This is a genomic window from Mycobacterium sp. E2327, assembly GCF_001672675.1.
Taxonomy (GTDB): domain Bacteria; phylum Actinomycetota; class Actinomycetes; order Mycobacteriales; family Mycobacteriaceae; genus Mycobacterium.
Window position 1 is genome coordinate 41,328 of sequence record NZ_LZKE01000242.1, and the last position, 15,474, is coordinate 56,801.

Genomic DNA, 15,474 nt, shown 5'->3' on the forward strand with positions numbered 1-15,474 from the left:
GACGGAAGGACCTCGGCAGGATATGGCCATCGCGACGCAGCCATCCCGTTATGCGGTACCGCCGTCGATCGGCGTCGCGGACGGCTGGCGACTCGACCGGGTTACTCCGCCCAGCCGCCTTTTCGGCGCCAACGGCCTGCGCACCGGCCCGGACGGGCGCGTGTACATCGCTCAGGTGACCGGCAGCCAGATCAGCGCGCTGGATCCACGCACCGGGGAACTGGCGGTCATCAGCGCCAAGGGCGGCGAGATCGTCGCCCCCGACGACGTCGCGTTCGACTCGCGCGGCAACCTGTACGCGACCGAGGTGATGGACGGGCGGGTCAGCGTGCGCGACGCCGCCGGCCGGACCCGGGTGCTGCGCGACGACGTTCCTTCGGCCAACGGGATCACCTTTCACGGCGACCGGTTGTTCATCGGCGAATGCCGCGAGGGTGGGCGGCTGCTGGAGCCGGACCTGAACGGCGGGCCGCCGCGGGTGCTGCTGGACGGCGTGCCCTCACCCAACGCGATGGAGGTCGGGCCGGACGGAATGCTGTATTTCCCGGTGATGGGCGCCAACGAGATCTGGCGCGTTCATCCCGACGGCGGCGAACCACAGTGCGTCGCGGGCGATCTCGGCGTGCCCGACTCGGTCAAGTTCGACCCGCAGGGCTACATCGTCTCGACCCAGGTGGCCAGCGGGCAGGTGCTGCGCATCGACCCGCGCAGCGGCGAGCAACGGCTGCTGGCCCAGCTGAGTCCGGGGTTGGACAACTGCACCCTGGTCGGCGACCGGGTGCTGGCGTCCAATTTCACCGGTGAGATCACCGAGATATCGCCCGACGGTTCGACGCGAACCGTGCTGCCCGGCGGGCTGAACTGGCCGCTGGATCTGACCGTGGGCCACGACGGGCGGCTCTACGTCGCCGACGGCACGTACTTCTATGTCGCCCTGCCCGACGGGTCGTTGCAGACCGTCGGGATGTTGTTCAGTCCCGGCTATCCCGGCTTCCTGCGGGGCGTCGCGTCGAGTGGATCGGGCGAGTTCGTCGTCACCACCTCGGGCGGCCAGGTCGGCCGCTACCGCCCGGCGGCGAGCGAGACCGAGGTGCTGGCAGACGGTTTCGACCAGCTCTATGGCATCGCGGTCGGGCAGGGTGGCCTCGTCGTCGCCGAATTGGGCACCGGGCGGGTGCTGTCGGTTCGCTCGGCTGGCGTCGACACGCTGGCCGCCGGACTGCGCGAGCCGGTAGGCGTCGCGGTGGGCGGCGACGGGGCATGCCTGGTCGCGGAGGCCGGCGCCGGACGGGTGATCCGACTGAACGGCTCGGCCACCGACACGGTCGTCGCCGATCTGCAACGCCCGCAAGGCATTTGCGTGCATGACGGCGTGCTCTACATCGTCGACGCCGGCGCCAGGGAGTTGGTCGCGTTCGACATGAACACCAAGGATCGGCGGACCATCGCGTCGGGATTGCCGGTCGGACCCCCGGCGGGGGTGGTGCCCAAGCCGCTGAAGGGCATGCCGCCGTTTTCCGGCCCGCAGGGCCCCTTCGCCGGCATCGCCGCCGCGGCCGACGGGACGCTCTACGTCTCGGCCGACGGGGACGGCAGCGTGCTGGCGGTGCGCCGATCGCCGGATGGCCGCTGATGTCCCAGGCGATCTCGAGCGAGCACCGTTATCTGCAGATCGCGCGAACGCTCCGCAAAGAGATCGTCGACGGCGTGTACCCGGTGGGTTCGCAGCTGCCGACCGAGCACCAGCTGTGCGAGCGATTCGCGGTCAGCCGCTACACCGTGCGGGAAGCGCTGCGCCGGCTGCGCGAGGACAACCTGGTCGCGTCGCGGCCCCGCGCGGGCACCCGGGTGGTCCCCCGGCCGGCGACCAGTTCCTATGCGCAGGACACGATGTCGATCGACGACCTGCTCGCGTTCGCGTCCGGCGCGCAACTGACCATCGAGACCAACGAGATGGTGGAGATCGACGACGAACTCGCCGCGCGGACCGGGCTGCCGGCCGGCACGCAGTGGTTGTCCGTCCGCGGCTACCGGCGGGCCGAGGGCGCCTCGGTGCCCCTGTGCCGAACCGAGTACTACATCAACCGCGATTTCGCCGCGGTCGGCCGGCTGCTGCAACGCCACACCGGCCCGATCTTTCCGCTGATCGAGGACCTGTTCGGGGTGAGCATCGCCGAGCTGCGCCAGGAGATCGCCGCGGTGCTGCTGCCGCCCGAGCTGGCCGACGGCCTCGGGGCCGCGGCGGGCACGGCGGCGTTGCAGATGCGGCGCACCTACAAGACCTCCGACGACGAGGTCGCCCAGGTAACGGTCAACACTCACCTGTCGTCGAGCTTCCGGTACGCGATGACCATGCGCCGCGTGAATGATTAGGCCGACGGACGTGACAGCCCGGGCCCACCGAGACGCGCCATTCGCGGCGGAGGCATACCGGCGTGGGCTGTGGGTCAGCACCACGCTGGCGGACTCGCTGCGCACGGCCGCGGAGACCACGCCACGGCGAACGGCGTTGGTGGACGGGCACACTCGGCTGGATTGCGCCGCGCTCGACAGCCAGGCGACCCGGTTGGCCAACGCCCTGCTGGCGCGCATGCCGACCGGCAGCGTGGTGTCGTTCATGCTGCCGAACTGGCACGAGGCCGCCGTCGTCTACCTGGCCGCGACGCTGGCCGGGATGGTGGTGAACCCGATCCTGCCGTCGCTGCGCGACCACGATTTGCGTTTCATCCTCGAAGACGTCGAATCCGCGATGATCTTCATCCCGCACCGCTTCGGCGGTCACGACTACGCCGCGATGCTCGGACGCGTCACCGCCGCGATGGACCCCGCGCCCGAGGTGGTGGTGCTGCGTGGCGAATCCGGTGCGCACACGCCGTATCCGGCGCTGCTGGAGGGTCCGCCGGATCCCGCGCGGTTGCCGCGGCTGGATCCCGACGCCGCGCGGATGGTCCTGTACACGTCGGGCACCACCGGGCGCCCGAAAGGCGTTCTGCACAGCCATAATTCGATACACGCGCTGATCAGTCAGATCCGTGACCAGTGGAACATCGAGCCGGGCGATGCGTTCCTGGTCCCGTCGCCCATCGCCCACATCGGCGGGTCGATCTACGCGTTCGAATGCCCGCTGCTGCTGGGCACGACCGCGGTGCTGATGGACCGGTGGGATCCGGCGGCGGCCGTGGCGCTGATGGATCGCGAACGCTGTACCCACATGGCCGGGGCGACACCGTTCCTGCAGCAGCTGTTGTCCGCCGCCGAGCGCGCCGGCAGCCACCTGCCCGACCTGAAGGTGTTCATCTGCGGCGGCGCCTCGGTGTCGCCGTCGCTGATCCGGCGCGCCGCAGACTATTTCGACCGAGCGGTCGTCACCCGGGTGTACGGCTGCACCGAGGTGCCCGTCGCGACCGTCGGCGCACCCCGGCCGGACGAAGCCGACCGGGCCGCCGACACCGACGGACGGGCCGGCATCGCCGAGATCAAGCTCGCCGCCCACGACTGGGCATCCGACGGCGACGGCGAGATCTGTGTCCGCGGCCCGCAGATGCTGCTCGGATACCGGCATTCGCACGACGATGCCGAGTCATTCGATGCCGCAGGGTTTTTCCGCACGGGGGACCTCGGCCGCTGGGTCTCAGCTGGTTTGAAAGGCGAATACCTCCTCGTGACCGGGCGGGCAAAGGACGTCATCATCCGCAACGGCGAGAACATCTCGGCCAAGGAAGTCGAGGACCTGCTCGCCGAGCACCCCGGCATCGCCGAAATCGCGGTCGTCGGGCTGCCCGACGAGCGAACCGGGGAACGGGCGTGCGCGGTGATCGTGCCCTCGGCGGACCGGCGCGAGTCGGAGCCGTGCGTCGCCGACCTGCTCGCCCTGCTGCAAAGCAAGGGTGTCGCAAAGTTCAAGGCGCCTGAGCAGGTGGTCATTTGGGATGCACTGCCCAAGAACGACGCGGGCAAGATCCTCAAACATCGGATCAGGGCCGCTTTAGCACAGGATGGGTGAGATGCAGGTCGCTATCGTCACGGGCGCAACCAGCGGCATCGGTTTGGGATGCGCAAAGAGACTCGCCGAGATGGGAATGGCGGTCCTCGGCACGGGCCGCGACGAGGACCGACTGGCCGAGCTGCAGGCCTCCATCGCCGATCCGGCTCGGGTCGCGACCCTGGCCGTCGACCTGACCCAGGACGACGCGCCGCGGCGCATCGTCGAGGCCGCCGTCGACCGTTGGGGCCACGTCGACTTCCTGATCAACAACGCCGGAGTCGGCAACCCCAAACCGGTACACGAAACCGACGACGAAACACTGGACTACTTCCTGGGTTTGATGCTGCGGGCGCCGTTTCGGCTCGCGCGCGAGGTGCTGCCGCACATGGCGCCCGAGTCGGCCATCATCAACATCACGTCGACCTTCGCGGTCGTCGGCGGGCTGCGCGGCGGCGCCTACTCCGCCGCCAAGGGCGGCCTGACCGCCCTGACCACCCACATCGCCTGCCAGTACGGCCCCGCCGGCATCCGCTGCAATGCCGTCGCGCCCGGCGTCACGGTGACACCCATGGTCGAGAAGCGCTTGCAGGACGAGCGATTTCGCAAGATCAACACCGAGCTGACGCCGCATCAGCGGCTGGGCACCGTCGACGACATCGCCAGCACCGTCGCGTTCCTGTGCTCGCCCGGTGGCAGTTTCATCAACGGGCAGACGATCGTCGTCGACGGCGGCTGGAGCTCGACCAGGTACCTGTCGGAGTTCGCCCTGAACTCGGAGTGGGTAGCGAGGTGAGGGTTTCGCCCGCCGCGTTCGTGCGCACCACCCTCCCGCTGAACTTGTCGGGCCTGGCGGAGCTGGATACCGGTCGGTACCACTCGATCTGGCTGCCGGATCACATGGTGAGCTTTTGGCCCGACGCGCTGTGGACGCCCGAGTTCACCGACCTCGCAACGTCGTCGCCGTCGCCGCATCGCCACCTCGACGGCATGGCGGTCGCCGCGGCGGCGGCCGTGCTGACCGAACGGGTGCCGCTGGCCACCAGCGTGGTGGACACGGTGCGCCGCCACCCCGCGATGCTGGCCCAAAGCGCGCTGACCATCGACCATCTGTCCCGGGGGCGATTCATCCTGGGCCTGGGCAGCGGCGAGAGCGAAAACATCGTGCCCTACGGGTTCGACTTCGCCCGGCCCGTCGGCCGCTTCGAGGAGGCGCTGCGGGTCATCCGGTTGCTGTGGGACAGCGACGGTCCGGTGGACTTCGAGGGGAGGTTCTACCGGCTGCATCGCGCCCGCCTGGACACCGAGCCTTACGATGGGCGCTTCCCGCCGATCTGGATCGGCGCCAGCGGGCCACGAATGCTCGACATCGTCGGGCGCTACGCCGACGGCTGGTGGCCGGCCGGGGCGTGGACCCCCGAGCACTACGCCGAAATGCTCGGCGCGGTAAGGCAATCGGCGGAACGGGCCGGCCGCGACCCGATGGCGATCACGCCGTGCTACGTGCAGGTGTGCCTGATCGGCGAGGACGACGACGCGATCGAAAGGATCCTGCGCGCTCCGCTGGTGGCCGCGTTCCTGTTGCAGGTGTCCGCGGAAGTGCTGCGCCGCTTCGGCTTTGACCATCCGATGGGCGACGACTGGGGCGGCTTTCATGACATCGACCCGACGACGCTGACGCGGGAACGGATCCTCGACTTCCTCGGCCGCGTCAAGCCGGAGGCGATCCGGGCGGTCGTGCCGCACGGCACACCGCGGCAGGTCGCCCGAATCATCAAGTCGTATGTGGATGCCGGGCTTCGGGTTCCCAAGATCCTGGATTACGGCGCGATGGCCGGACTGGAGTTCAGCGCCGCGTCGGCGGCCAACGTGCGCAAGACGGAGGACGAATTGTTGACTCTGTGTGGCGGGCAACCGTGACGGCGGGACTCGACGCGGACGCGATGCTTGCCCGCGCGCAGGCCGAGGCGGGCCGGGACGACTATGGCGATCCGACACTGCCGCAGCGGTTCCGCCTGGCCGTCGACCACTTGAACGGTATCGGCATGGACGCCAACGGCATTGAACAGGCCGAAGGGGTGTGCCATTGGCTGCTGACGTCGCGCCTGGAATTCATCGAGGACCGCAACCGCTATCCGATCGGTGCCGAGGTGATCGATCGCCCGATGTTCGTCACGGGGGAGCCGCGCTCGGGAACCACGCTCGTGCACGCCCTGATGGCGGTGGACCCGCACGCACGCGCGCTGCGGTTCTGGGAGGTGATGTACCCGTCGCCGCCGCCCGGCACCACCCGCCCCGACGACCCCCGCCGCGCCCGGGCCGACGCCGACTGGCGCGAGATCAACGCGAAGATGCCCAAGTGGCTGCTCAGCCACCCGTACAACGACATGCTCGGCGACGGTCTGCCCGAAGACGAGCGCACCTGGGCCTTCGACTTCCGGGTGATGACCCCGACGGCGTGGTGGCGGGTGCCGATGCAGACCCTCGTCGGTGGTCTGCCGACGGACCCGGCCGCGCAGTACCGCCTGCACAAGGCGATGCTGCAGCAGTTTCAATACAACCGGCCCCGGAAGTACTGGGTGCTGAAGGGGTTTCACGGCTTTCGGCTCAAGGAGCTCTTCGATACCTATCCCGACGCGAACCTGCTGTGGCTGCATCGCGACCCCGTCCAGGTGGCGGCGTCACGCACCATGATGATGGCCGACATCCTCGACGGCATCGTCGGCCCCATCGATCTCGCGGTCGAGGCGAAGAAGCACCTCGAGATGACCCGGGCCAGCATCGCCAACACCATGACCAACCCGCTGGTCGACGACCCGCGGATCCTGCACATCCCCTACGCCGACTTCATCGCCGACCCGGTCGCCACCGTCGGGCGCTACTACGCCTTTTGCGGGCGGGCCCTCACCGGCGAGGCCGAGGCGTCGATGCGCGACTACCTGGCGTACAACCGCGGTGATCGCTACGGGAAGTTCCGCTACTCCACCCGGCTGCTGACCGACATCGGCGAGAACCTCGACGACCTGCATGCCGAGTTCGCGCCCTTCCGGGAGCGGTTCGGGGTCAGCATCGAAAAGCGGGATTGAGACTCCCGTGCGCGCGCTATCGGTCCACAACGTGACGTTCCTCGGGGCGGATACCGATGAGCTGCACCAGAATTGGACGGCCCTTGGCCTGCGACACCTCAGCATCCTCGACACCCAACTCCTCGACCCCGGCTTGGGGCGCCTGATCCGCGCCGAAGGGTACGCGGTCGAGGCGGTCTACCACCTGTTCCGCGCCGGGGCGGACCTGTCCCGGCTGATCGATGCCGCCGCCACGACGGGTGCGCGGTGCATCTACCTGCTCACCGGCGGCCGAGACGGGCTCACCTGGGAGCAGGCGGCCGAGCGGTTCTGCGGCGCGATCGAGCCGTGCGTGCAACAGGCCGGGCAGGCCGGCGTCGGCCTGGCCATCGAAAACGCGTCGAGCCTCTACGCCGACATCCATTTCGCGCACAGCCTGCGTGACACGATCACCCTCGCCGAGCTGGCGGGGCTCGGCATCTGCATCGACCTGTTTCACTGCTGGGCTGAAGCCGATCTCGCGGGCCTGCTGCGGCAGGCGCTGCCCCGCACGCAACTGATCCAGCTGAGCGATTACGTGCTGGGCGACCGGGCCCTACCCGCCCGCGCGGTACCCGGCGACGGCGTGATTCCGGTCGAATCGTTCGTGGCCCAGGCGTTGGCCGGGGGCTACCGGTTCGGTTTCGACCTGGAGTTGCTCGGCCCCCGCATCGACGCGGAGGGCAGGTTGGCGGCGGCCGGGCGGGCGTGCGCAACGGTGCGCGCGATGCTCGACGGGCTCGACGGCTGAGCAGCCGAGAAAGGAAGGGGTGCGGTGGCTTTCGGTGACGGGGCGGACGACGCGGCGCTCGACCGCGCGTGGGACGAATTCTGCGAGCGATTGAAGGCCGCCGGCAAGCAGGCGTTCAAAGACTTCAACGCGCCCTCCGGCGTGCAGCGCGCCGACGCGTTCCGCTTCCTCACCCAGAACCTGGGGCAGGCGTTCGATCTGGCCCTGGAAACCCGCGACACGCGCTATCCGGTGCTGCACGCCTTCTGCAACCCGACCAGGAAACTGGGCGGGGACTGCGCCGATTTCACCTACCAGCAGGCCTGGATCGACGGCGATTCGACCTACCGGATCACCGGAACCCGCGGCACCGCGCCCTTTTTCAACATCACCGTGCAGGGGGCCCGCCCGGACGGCCCGCACGTCTTGCACGAGCCGTTCGGCGACGTGCCGGAGGTCAACCTGCTCGGCCACCAGCTCCGAGTCGAGGCGGACGGCACCTTCGAGCTGTATATCGGCGGCCCCGAGCGCGGCCCGAATTGGCTGCCGACCACCGCGCAGTCGCGCAAGCTGTTCATCCGCCAGGGCTTCGACCGCTGGGACGAGCGTCCCGCCCGGATGCGGATCGAGCGCGTCGACATGACCTCGCCGAAGCCGCTGCCCACCCCCGACACCATGGTCGCGGCCATGCGTTGGGCGGGTGATTTCGTCACCGGGCTGATGAGCGACTGGCCCGAGTTCCCGTTCACCCACGGCGGCGTCGACGGTGAACATCCGAACCGGTTCCCTCGCCCGGACGCGTCCGACGCGGACGCCAAGCGCGGCCGGGCCGCCGCCAACATGTACTGGGAACTGGGCCCCGACGACGCCCTCATCGTCGAGTTCGACGCCCACGAGGGATTGTGGATGATCACGAACATGGGGGCCTACTTCACCAGCATGGACTTCCTCTACCGACCGGTCAGCTACACCCCGAGCCGCGCATCGGTCGACCACGACGGCAAAGTCAGACTGATTCTGGCGCACCGGGACCCGGGCCTGCACAACTGGATCGACACCCAGGGATTCGAGCGCGGGAACCTCACCTACCGGCACATGCTCGCGGGTCAGCCCGCGACGCTGACGACCCGGCTCGTCAAACACGCCGACCTCGCGCGCGCGTTACCGCCGGAAACCGCGCGTGTCACCAGCGCCGAACGCACCGCGCTGATGTGGGAGCGCTTCAACGGGATACGTAACCGATTTCCCCTCTGATGCGGCCCCGGACGCGCGTGTCTTTCCGGCTATCCGGGCTCCCGCGCAACTAGGCTGGCTGCGATCACGAGGAGGGGCAGCGACGCATCGGCATGGGCCAGGGCGCGTTAACGGCGGACACTGAACCGGGCGGGAGGAACCCCGCACCGGCGCGTTCTGCTCGTCGGCCGCGATGGGTCGCCCCGGTGCGCCGCGCCGGCCGGATCGCGATCTGGGATCAACCCGAACGGCGCAGCGGCATTCCGGCGCTGGACGGGCTTCGCGCGATCGCGGTCACGCTGGTGCTCGTCGGGCACGGCGGCATCCCCGGTGTCGCGGGCGGGTTCATCGGCGTCGACATCTTCTTCGTCCTCAGCGGATTCCTGATCACCTCGCTGCTGCTCGACGAGCTCCAGCGCACCGGCCGAATTGAGCTGACCGGCTTCTGGATTCGGCGGGCACGACGGCTGCTGCCTGCCCTGGTGCTGATGGTGCTCACCGTGGGCGCGGCCCGCGAGCTCCTGCCGAGCCAGTCGCTCACCGGATTACGCGCCGACGCGATCGCCGCGTTCCTGTGGGTGGCGAATTGGCGGTTCGTCGCCCAAAACACCGACTACTTCACCCAGGGCGCCCCGCCGTCGCCGCTGCAGCACACCTGGTCGCTTGGGGTGGAGGAGCAGTACTACTTCATCTGGCCGGTCCTGCTCATCGCGGTGACCCTGCTGTTGGCCGCGCGGGCCCGCCGGTACTTTCGGCGGGCCACCGTCGGCGGGGTGCGGTTCGCCACCTTCCTGATCGCCAGCACCGGCGCGCTCGCTTCCGCGGCCCTCGCCATCGTCCTGGCCTCCGACTCGACGAGGGACCGAATCTATTTCGGCACCGACACCCGTGCGGAGGCGTTGCTCACCGGCGCCGCCGCGGCGGCACTGCTGGTGCGGGATTGGCCGTCGATGAACCGCGGCTGGTGCCTGATCCGCAGCCGGTGGGGACGGCGGGTCGCCCGCTTCCTGCCGCTGCTCGGCGTGGCCGGGTTGGCGGCGGCGACCCACTTCGCGTCGGGCCGCGCCGGTGAGTTTCGCCACGGCCTGCTGATCGGGGTCGCGGTCGCGTCCGTCCTCGTGGTCGCCCCGGTGGCGATGGAACAGCGCGGCGCCATCGCCCGCATCCTGGCCCTGCGTCCGCTGGTGTGGCTGGGCACCATCTCCTACGGCGTGTACCTGTGGCACTGGCCGATCTTTTTGGCCCTCAGCGGTGAACGCACCGGATGGTCCGGCCTGCCGCTGTTCGGCGCGCGGTGCGCCGCCACGGTGGTGGTCGCCGCCGCGTCCTGGTGGCTGATCGAACAACCGATCCGCCGGTGGCGGCCGGCGCGGGTGCCGCTGTTGCCGCTCGCGGCGGCGACCGTGGCCAGCGCCGCCGCGGTGACGCTGTTGGTGGTCCCGGTGGGCACCGGGCCCGGCCTGCGCGAGGGCCTGCCCCCGGGGGTCTCGGCGGTGGCCGCGGTCTCGCCTTCCCCGCCGGGCGGTGGCCGCCCCGCGCCCCGCGATCCCCACCGGCCCTTCACCGTTTCGGTGTTCGGCGACTCGATCGGGTGGACCTGGATGCACTACCTGCCGCCGACGCCCGGCTTCGCGTTCCTCGACCACACCGTCATCGGCTGCAGCCTGGTGCGCGGCACGCCCTATCGGTACATCGGCCAAACCCTTGAGCAGCGGCCCGAATGCGACGGCTGGCCCATCAGGTGGTCGGCGCAGCTCGGCCAGGACCAGCCAGACGTCGCGCTGTTGATCATCGGCCGCTGGGAGACGGTCGATCGGGTCAACGAGGGGCAATGGACACATATCGGCGATCCGACCTTCGACGCTTACCTCAACGGCGAGTTGCAGCGAGCGCTGAACATCCTGAGCGCCAACGGTGTTCGTGTGGTGGTGGCGACGGTGCCGTACAGCCGGGGCGGTGAGAAGCCGGACGGCCGGCTGTATCCGGAGGACCAGCCCGACCGGGTCAACCTCTGGAATGCCATGCTGCGCAAGACGATCGCCCAGCACACCGGCGTCCAAATCCTCGACCTCAACAAGAAGCTGTGCCCGGACGGCGTTTACACGACCAAGGTCGACGGCATCAAGGTGCGCAGCGACGGCGTCCACCTCACCCCCGAAGGGGTGAAATGGCTGACGCCCTGGCTCGAGGAATCCCTGCGCTAGGCGCCTAATCGCCGGTGCGGCAGCTGATTTCCATGCTGTCGCTTTCCCGGACGAGGAAGTTGAAGCTGACGTAGCCGTTGTCCGGGTCGCGCACCCGGTCGAGGTAGGGCTGGGTGTCCGCGGCGCTGGCGTTGTCGGCGACGATCAGCGCGCCGGTCGACAGGCGCGGTTCGAGTAGCTCGATCACCGGAAGGTAGAGGTCCTTCCACCCGTCGAGCAGGACGAAATCGACCGAACCGTCGAGCTTGTCCAGCGTGGTCAGGGCGTCTCCTTCCAGAATGGTGATCACGTCGTCCAGGCCGGTCTCGGCGAACGTCTGTTTGGCCGCGGCGATCTTGCTGGCGCTGAGCTCGGTGGTCACCACCCGGCCGGTGCCGTTGTCGCGTACCGCCGCGGCCAGGTGAACCGCGGAGATTCCGAAGGACATGCCGAACTCGACGATCGTGGCCGGCCGGGTCGCCCGCACCAGCGCGTAGAGCAGGCGGCCGGATTCCGGTGTCACCGGAATGTAAAACTCGCTCATCGCGTCGGCGCGCTCCTGCGCGCTCATCGGCCGGTCGAAATCGCCGATCCTTTCCCGCAACCGCGACATTTGATTTTTCGTTTCGGTGTACATCCGGTCGAGCACCGTCGCGACCTTGGGCGCCTGCAAAGTATTAGCCATGGTTTCGAGCGTAGTCGCGACGGTCGATGGGCCCGTGGGTTAACAGAAACCAACGTAATGGTTGCGTAAAGTAATTTGACGCCCATTGGGTCGCGGTGCAAGATGGACGGGCAAGCACCTCGGTAGGTGAGGCGTCTGCACGGATACAGGCCACTGACCCCGAACGTCGAGAGACGCCCCGGGTCAGGACAGCTCTTCCCGGACCCAAGGGTTGAGCCCAAGTGGCTTCCGGAACTTTCGGATACGCCGTGCAGTGCCGAAGCTCCGACGAGAGGGGTGCGACCGGTGGTGCTCCGCCGGTCATTTCGCCTCTTCCGTTCAGGTGAATGTGACGACACCCGCGTGTGTCCCGGCCGTGAGGAGGTGAGGGCGAGATGAGTCCCGGCGACAGTCCGTATCCCAATTCCGTCTTGTCCCGATCCGGTTCCGGCATTCTCTTCGCCGCCTGATTTCCTCGGGCGACCAATACCGCTGCGCAGCAAGCGCATTGCGGGCGCCTAGGGTCATGCCAGGAGCCGATCGGACCTCCCGACAGGAGACGATCATGGCTTTTGTTGTTGCACAACGCCTTACCGGTCCGCAGCGGGGACGCGGCCGGTCGATGCTACGAATCGGCCGACTCTTGGTCGGCAAGCTGCACGCGCGCAGCACGCTGACTCCGCAGGAGCGGGCCAACCTCTATGTCTCGCGGACGCCGATCGCGGTCATCTCGGCCTCGCTGGGCGGCCATCCGCCGGACGGCAACCGGCGGTGATTCGCTAGCCCGAGCCCGAACCTGTTCGGAGATAGCGAGGATTCGATGACGTCGATCTCGACCGAGCCCCGCGGCGACCTGGGTACGTCCGAGGCGCCAAGCCAAGCCGTGCTGGATTCGGCGCACGCCGGCGACATCGTCGGCGCCTTCGGCCGCATCCACCGGGACGCCGCACACCCGGGTAGCGGTGGCCGCTGGCGGCGGCTGCGGACGCTGATGGTCATCACCGGCCCCGGGCTGATCGTGATGGTCGGGGACAACGATGCCGGCGGCGTCGCGACGTACGCGCAGGCGGGGCAGAACTACGGGATGGGGCTGCTGTGGACGCTGGCAATGCTGATCCCCGTGCTGTACGTGAACCAGGAGATGGTGCTGCGGCTGGGCGCGGTCACCCGGGTCGGCCACGCGCGGCTGATCTTCGAGCGGTTCGGCAAGTTCTGGGGCGCCTTCAGCGTCGGTGATCTGCTGATCCTCAACGCGCTGACGATCGTCACCGAATTCATCGGAGTAGCACTGGCACTCGGGTTCTTGGGCTGCCCCAAGGCGATCGCGATCCCGGCCGCCGCGGTATTGCTGTTCGCCGTGGTGGCCGGGGGCTCGTTCCGCCGCTGGGAGGGCCTGATGTTCCTGCTGATCGCGGTGAACGTGCTCATCATTCCGATGGTGTTGATGGCGCACCCCACGCTGAAAGGAACGGCGGGCGGGCTGGTGCCGCAGTTCCCGGGCGGGCTCAACTCCACCGTGCTGTTGCTCGTCGTCGCGATAGTGGGCACCACGGTCGCGCCGTGGCAGCTGTTCTTTCAGCAGTCCAATGTGGTGGACAAGCGCATCACTACCCGCTGGATCGCTTATGCCCGAGCCGATCTGATCATCGGGATCGTCGTCGTCATGGTCGGCGCGACGGCCCTGATGGCGGTGACCGCGTTCGGGTTGGCCGGCACCGGCGACGTCGGCGGCTTCACCGACGCGGGTGCGGTGGCCGCGGGCCTGGCCCGGCATCTCGGCGGGACGGTGGGCGCGCTGTTCGCGATCATCCTGCTGGACGCGTCCTTGATCGGCGCCAACGCGATCGGGCTGGCCACCACGTATGCCGTCGGTGACGCGTTGGGCAAGCGGCACTCGCTGCATTGGAAGGTCAGCGAGGCTCCGCTGTTCTACGGCGGGTACGCCGTGTTGCTGGCGGTGTCCGCCGCCGTCGCGTTCAGCCCGGACCATGTCCTGGGCCTGGTGACCCAGGGCGTGCAGGCCCTCGCGGGCGTCCTGCTGCCCTCGGCGACGGTGTTCCTGGTCCTGCTCTGCAACGACCGGGCGGTGCTCGGGCCGTGGGTAAACACGGTGCGGCAGAACATCATCGCGTGGGCCGTCGTGTGGTGTCTGGTGGTCTTGTCGCTTGCGCTGACCGCGACGACCTTCTTCCCGGGCCTGTCCACGGGCACCATCGAGGCCGGTCTCGCGGTCGGTGCCGCGATCGGGATCGTGGGCGGGGCCGTCGCGATCGTCGCTGGCCGGTGGCACCGGGACCGGCGCGACGCGGAAGCCGTTGCGGGGACGCTCGGCGGTGGCCTGGATCCCGAGGAGGTTGACGAACTCGACGACGCGCCGCTCCTCACGCGCGCCGAGCGGCGGGCGGTGCGCCGGCAGGACCGGGCGCACTGGCAGACCCCCAACCTCGCCATGCTGGACAGGCCGGTGATGTCGCCGATCCGGCGGGCCGGGCTGTTGACCCTGCGGGGCTATCTGGTCGTGGCCGTCGTGTTCGTGATCATCAAGATCGTGCAGGCCGGCATCATCGAGCCGGCCACGTCGCTGTGAGTCAACCGTTCGGCAGCAGCACGATTTTGCCACGGGTGTGCCGCTTTTCGAGTTCCTCGAAGGCGTTGGCGACGTGATCCAGCGGGTAGCTGCCGGCGACCTCGAAATCGATGGTGCCGGTGGCGATCAGGTCGGCCATCTCGGCGAGCACTTCCGGCGTCGACGCGTCCACACTGCCCTCGGTCTTGGCGCCGACCTCGCCGGCCTTCTGGAACGAGATGATGGTCTCGATCCGATCGGGCGCGACGCCGAGATCCACGGCGAGCTGGACGTAGTCGGGGCCGAACAGATCGATGAGCGCGTCGATCCCGCCGGGCGCCGCCTCTCGCAGCCGGTCGGCCAGGCCGTCGCCGTACTCGACCGGGGTGACGCCGTGGGCGCGTAGCCAGTCGGCGTTGCCGGGCCCGGCGATACCGAGCACCACCGCCTTGCGCAGGACCAAGAGCTGCACGACGAGGCTGCCGACCCCTCCCGCCGCCGCCGAAACGGCGACCGTCTCGCCCGGTTTGGGGTCGACGGCGCGAACGGCGGCGTAGGCCGTCACGCCGACCACGTACAGCGAACCCGCGACCTCCCAACTCAATTCGGGAGGCTTGCGAATTAGTTGATCAACCGGGACGGCGGTATGCGTGGCGTGGCTGGAGCGGCGGAAGCTGAACCCAAGAACTTCGTCGCCGACGGAAAACGCCGTCACTCCCGGTCCCACGGCGGTCACCACCCCGGCAAGGTCGCTGCCCTCGCCGGACGGAAAGGTGGCGGGGAACATGTCATGCATGGCACCGCTTCGGATGGCGGCCTCGCCGGGATTGATCCCGGCGGCGCGAACCTCGACCACGACCTCGTCCGGGCCGGGCGACGGCATGTCCACGTCCGCCACGTAGAGGACGTCGCGGCCCCCATAACGGTCGAACCGTACTGCTCGCGCCGTTCCTGCCGTCATCTTTCCCCCTCACGCCACGAATAGGCCTCGCCCCCGCCAGCATAGGCGTGG

Annotated in this window: 13 protein-coding genes and 1 riboswitch; of the genes, 11 read left to right on the forward strand and 2 right to left on the reverse strand. The window is 69.0% G+C overall.

The features are described 5' to 3' along the window. Positions 1–22 precede the first annotated feature (22 nt). The 9 genes from A5712_RS27785 to A5712_RS27825 all read left to right on the forward strand — a co-directional run bounded on the left by A5712_RS27785 (position 23) and on the right by A5712_RS27825 (position 11,253). Positions 23–1,633, forward strand: coding sequence for an SMP-30/gluconolactonase/LRE family protein (locus tag A5712_RS27785; protein ID WP_068113035.1), 1,611 nt, complete (start codon positions 23–25; stop codon positions 1,631–1,633). Further along, complete coding sequence (locus A5712_RS27790; RefSeq protein ID WP_068113039.1) at positions 1,633–2,373, forward strand: GntR family transcriptional regulator; 741 nt, start codon at positions 1,633–1,635, stop codon at positions 2,371–2,373. Before A5712_RS27785 ends, A5712_RS27790 begins: the two co-directional genes overlap by 1 nt. A 10-nt stretch (positions 2,374–2,383) precedes the next feature. Further along, entirely contained in the window at positions 2,384–4,003 is a 1,620-nt protein-coding gene (locus A5712_RS27795; protein WP_068113043.1) for an AMP-binding protein, read from the forward strand. Beyond that, positions 3,996–4,778, forward strand: coding sequence for an SDR family NAD(P)-dependent oxidoreductase (locus A5712_RS27800; protein WP_068113047.1), 783 nt, complete (start codon positions 3,996–3,998; stop codon positions 4,776–4,778). Before A5712_RS27795 ends, A5712_RS27800 begins: the two co-directional genes overlap by 8 nt. After that, positions 4,775–5,902 carry an LLM class flavin-dependent oxidoreductase gene (locus tag A5712_RS27805; RefSeq protein ID WP_068113050.1) on the forward strand — a complete coding sequence of 376 codons (1,128 nt, stop codon included), beginning with the start codon at positions 4,775–4,777 and terminating at the stop codon, positions 5,900–5,902. Before A5712_RS27800 ends, A5712_RS27805 begins: the two co-directional genes overlap by 4 nt. After that, positions 5,899–7,068, forward strand: a complete 1,170-nt coding sequence (locus A5712_RS27810) for a sulfotransferase (RefSeq protein WP_068113289.1) — start codon at positions 5,899–5,901, stop codon at positions 7,066–7,068. The genes A5712_RS27805 and A5712_RS27810 overlap by 4 nt, the downstream gene beginning before the upstream one ends. Before the next feature lie 7 nt (positions 7,069–7,075). Further along, positions 7,076–7,837 (forward strand): sugar phosphate isomerase/epimerase, encoded by a 762-nt coding sequence (locus A5712_RS27815; RefSeq protein ID WP_231982264.1) that lies wholly within the window; start codon positions 7,076–7,078, stop codon positions 7,835–7,837. A gap of 24 nt (positions 7,838–7,861) precedes the next feature. Continuing rightward, positions 7,862–9,070: a DUF1214 domain-containing protein gene (locus A5712_RS27820; RefSeq protein ID WP_068113053.1), complete on the forward strand. Its 1,209-nt coding sequence runs from the start codon at positions 7,862–7,864 to the stop codon at positions 9,068–9,070. A gap of 92 nt (positions 9,071–9,162) precedes the next feature. Next, positions 9,163–11,253, forward strand: a complete 2,091-nt coding sequence (locus tag A5712_RS27825) for an acyltransferase family protein (protein ID WP_156766809.1) — start codon at positions 9,163–9,165, stop codon at positions 11,251–11,253. A 4-nt stretch (positions 11,254–11,257) separates the two neighbouring features. On the opposite strand, the gene A5712_RS27830 is transcribed toward A5712_RS27825, so the two are convergent. Beyond that, the gene (locus A5712_RS27830; protein ID WP_068113061.1) at positions 11,258–11,917 is read right to left on the reverse strand and encodes an O-methyltransferase; all 660 of its coding nucleotides are present in this window, start codon (positions 11,915–11,917) and stop codon (positions 11,258–11,260) included. Positions 11,918–12,028: 111 nt separating this feature from the next. Continuing rightward, positions 12,029–12,200, forward strand: a riboswitch (M-box (ykoK) riboswitch). A 261-nt stretch (positions 12,201–12,461) separates the two neighbouring features. On the opposite strand from A5712_RS27830, the gene A5712_RS31145 reads away from it, so the two are divergent. Further along, positions 12,462–12,671, forward strand: a complete 210-nt coding sequence (locus A5712_RS31145; protein WP_156766810.1) for a hypothetical protein — start codon at positions 12,462–12,464, stop codon at positions 12,669–12,671. A 45-nt stretch (positions 12,672–12,716) separates the two neighbouring features. After that, positions 12,717–14,483, forward strand: a complete 1,767-nt coding sequence (locus A5712_RS27835; RefSeq protein WP_068113063.1) for an NRAMP family divalent metal transporter — start codon at positions 12,717–12,719, stop codon at positions 14,481–14,483. 1 nt (position 14,484) lies between these two features. Here the strand turns inward: A5712_RS27835 and A5712_RS27840 are convergent, their stop codons facing one another. Next, on the reverse strand, positions 14,485–15,423 hold the full coding sequence (locus A5712_RS27840) for an NADP-dependent oxidoreductase (protein WP_068113068.1): 939 nt from the start codon (positions 15,421–15,423) through the stop codon (positions 14,485–14,487). Between the last annotated feature and the right edge of the window lie 51 nt (positions 15,424–15,474).

Excerpts from the sequence above, each read along its gene's own strand:
- A5712_RS27785 (WP_068113035.1), top strand. The coding sequence starts at position 23 with ATGGCCATCGCGACGCAGCCATCCCGTTATGCGGTACCGCCGTCGATC.
- A5712_RS27790 (WP_068113039.1), top strand. The coding sequence starts at position 1,633 with ATGTCCCAGGCGATCTCGAGCGAGCACCGTTATCTGCAGATCGCGCGA.
- A5712_RS27800 (WP_068113047.1), top strand. The coding sequence starts at position 3,996 with ATGGGTGAGATGCAGGTCGCTATCGTCACGGGCGCAACCAGCGGCATC.
- A5712_RS27825 (WP_156766809.1), top strand. The coding sequence starts at position 9,163 with ATGGGCCAGGGCGCGTTAACGGCGGACACTGAACCGGGCGGGAGGAAC.
- A5712_RS27830 (WP_068113061.1), bottom strand. The coding sequence starts at position 11,917 with ATGGCTAATACTTTGCAGGCGCCCAAGGTCGCGACGGTGCTCGACCGG.
- A5712_RS31145 (WP_156766810.1), top strand. The coding sequence starts at position 12,462 with ATGGCTTTTGTTGTTGCACAACGCCTTACCGGTCCGCAGCGGGGACGC.
- A5712_RS27835 (WP_068113063.1), top strand. The coding sequence starts at position 12,717 with ATGACGTCGATCTCGACCGAGCCCCGCGGCGACCTGGGTACGTCCGAG.
- A5712_RS27840 (WP_068113068.1), bottom strand. The coding sequence starts at position 15,423 with ATGACGGCAGGAACGGCGCGAGCAGTACGGTTCGACCGTTATGGGGGC.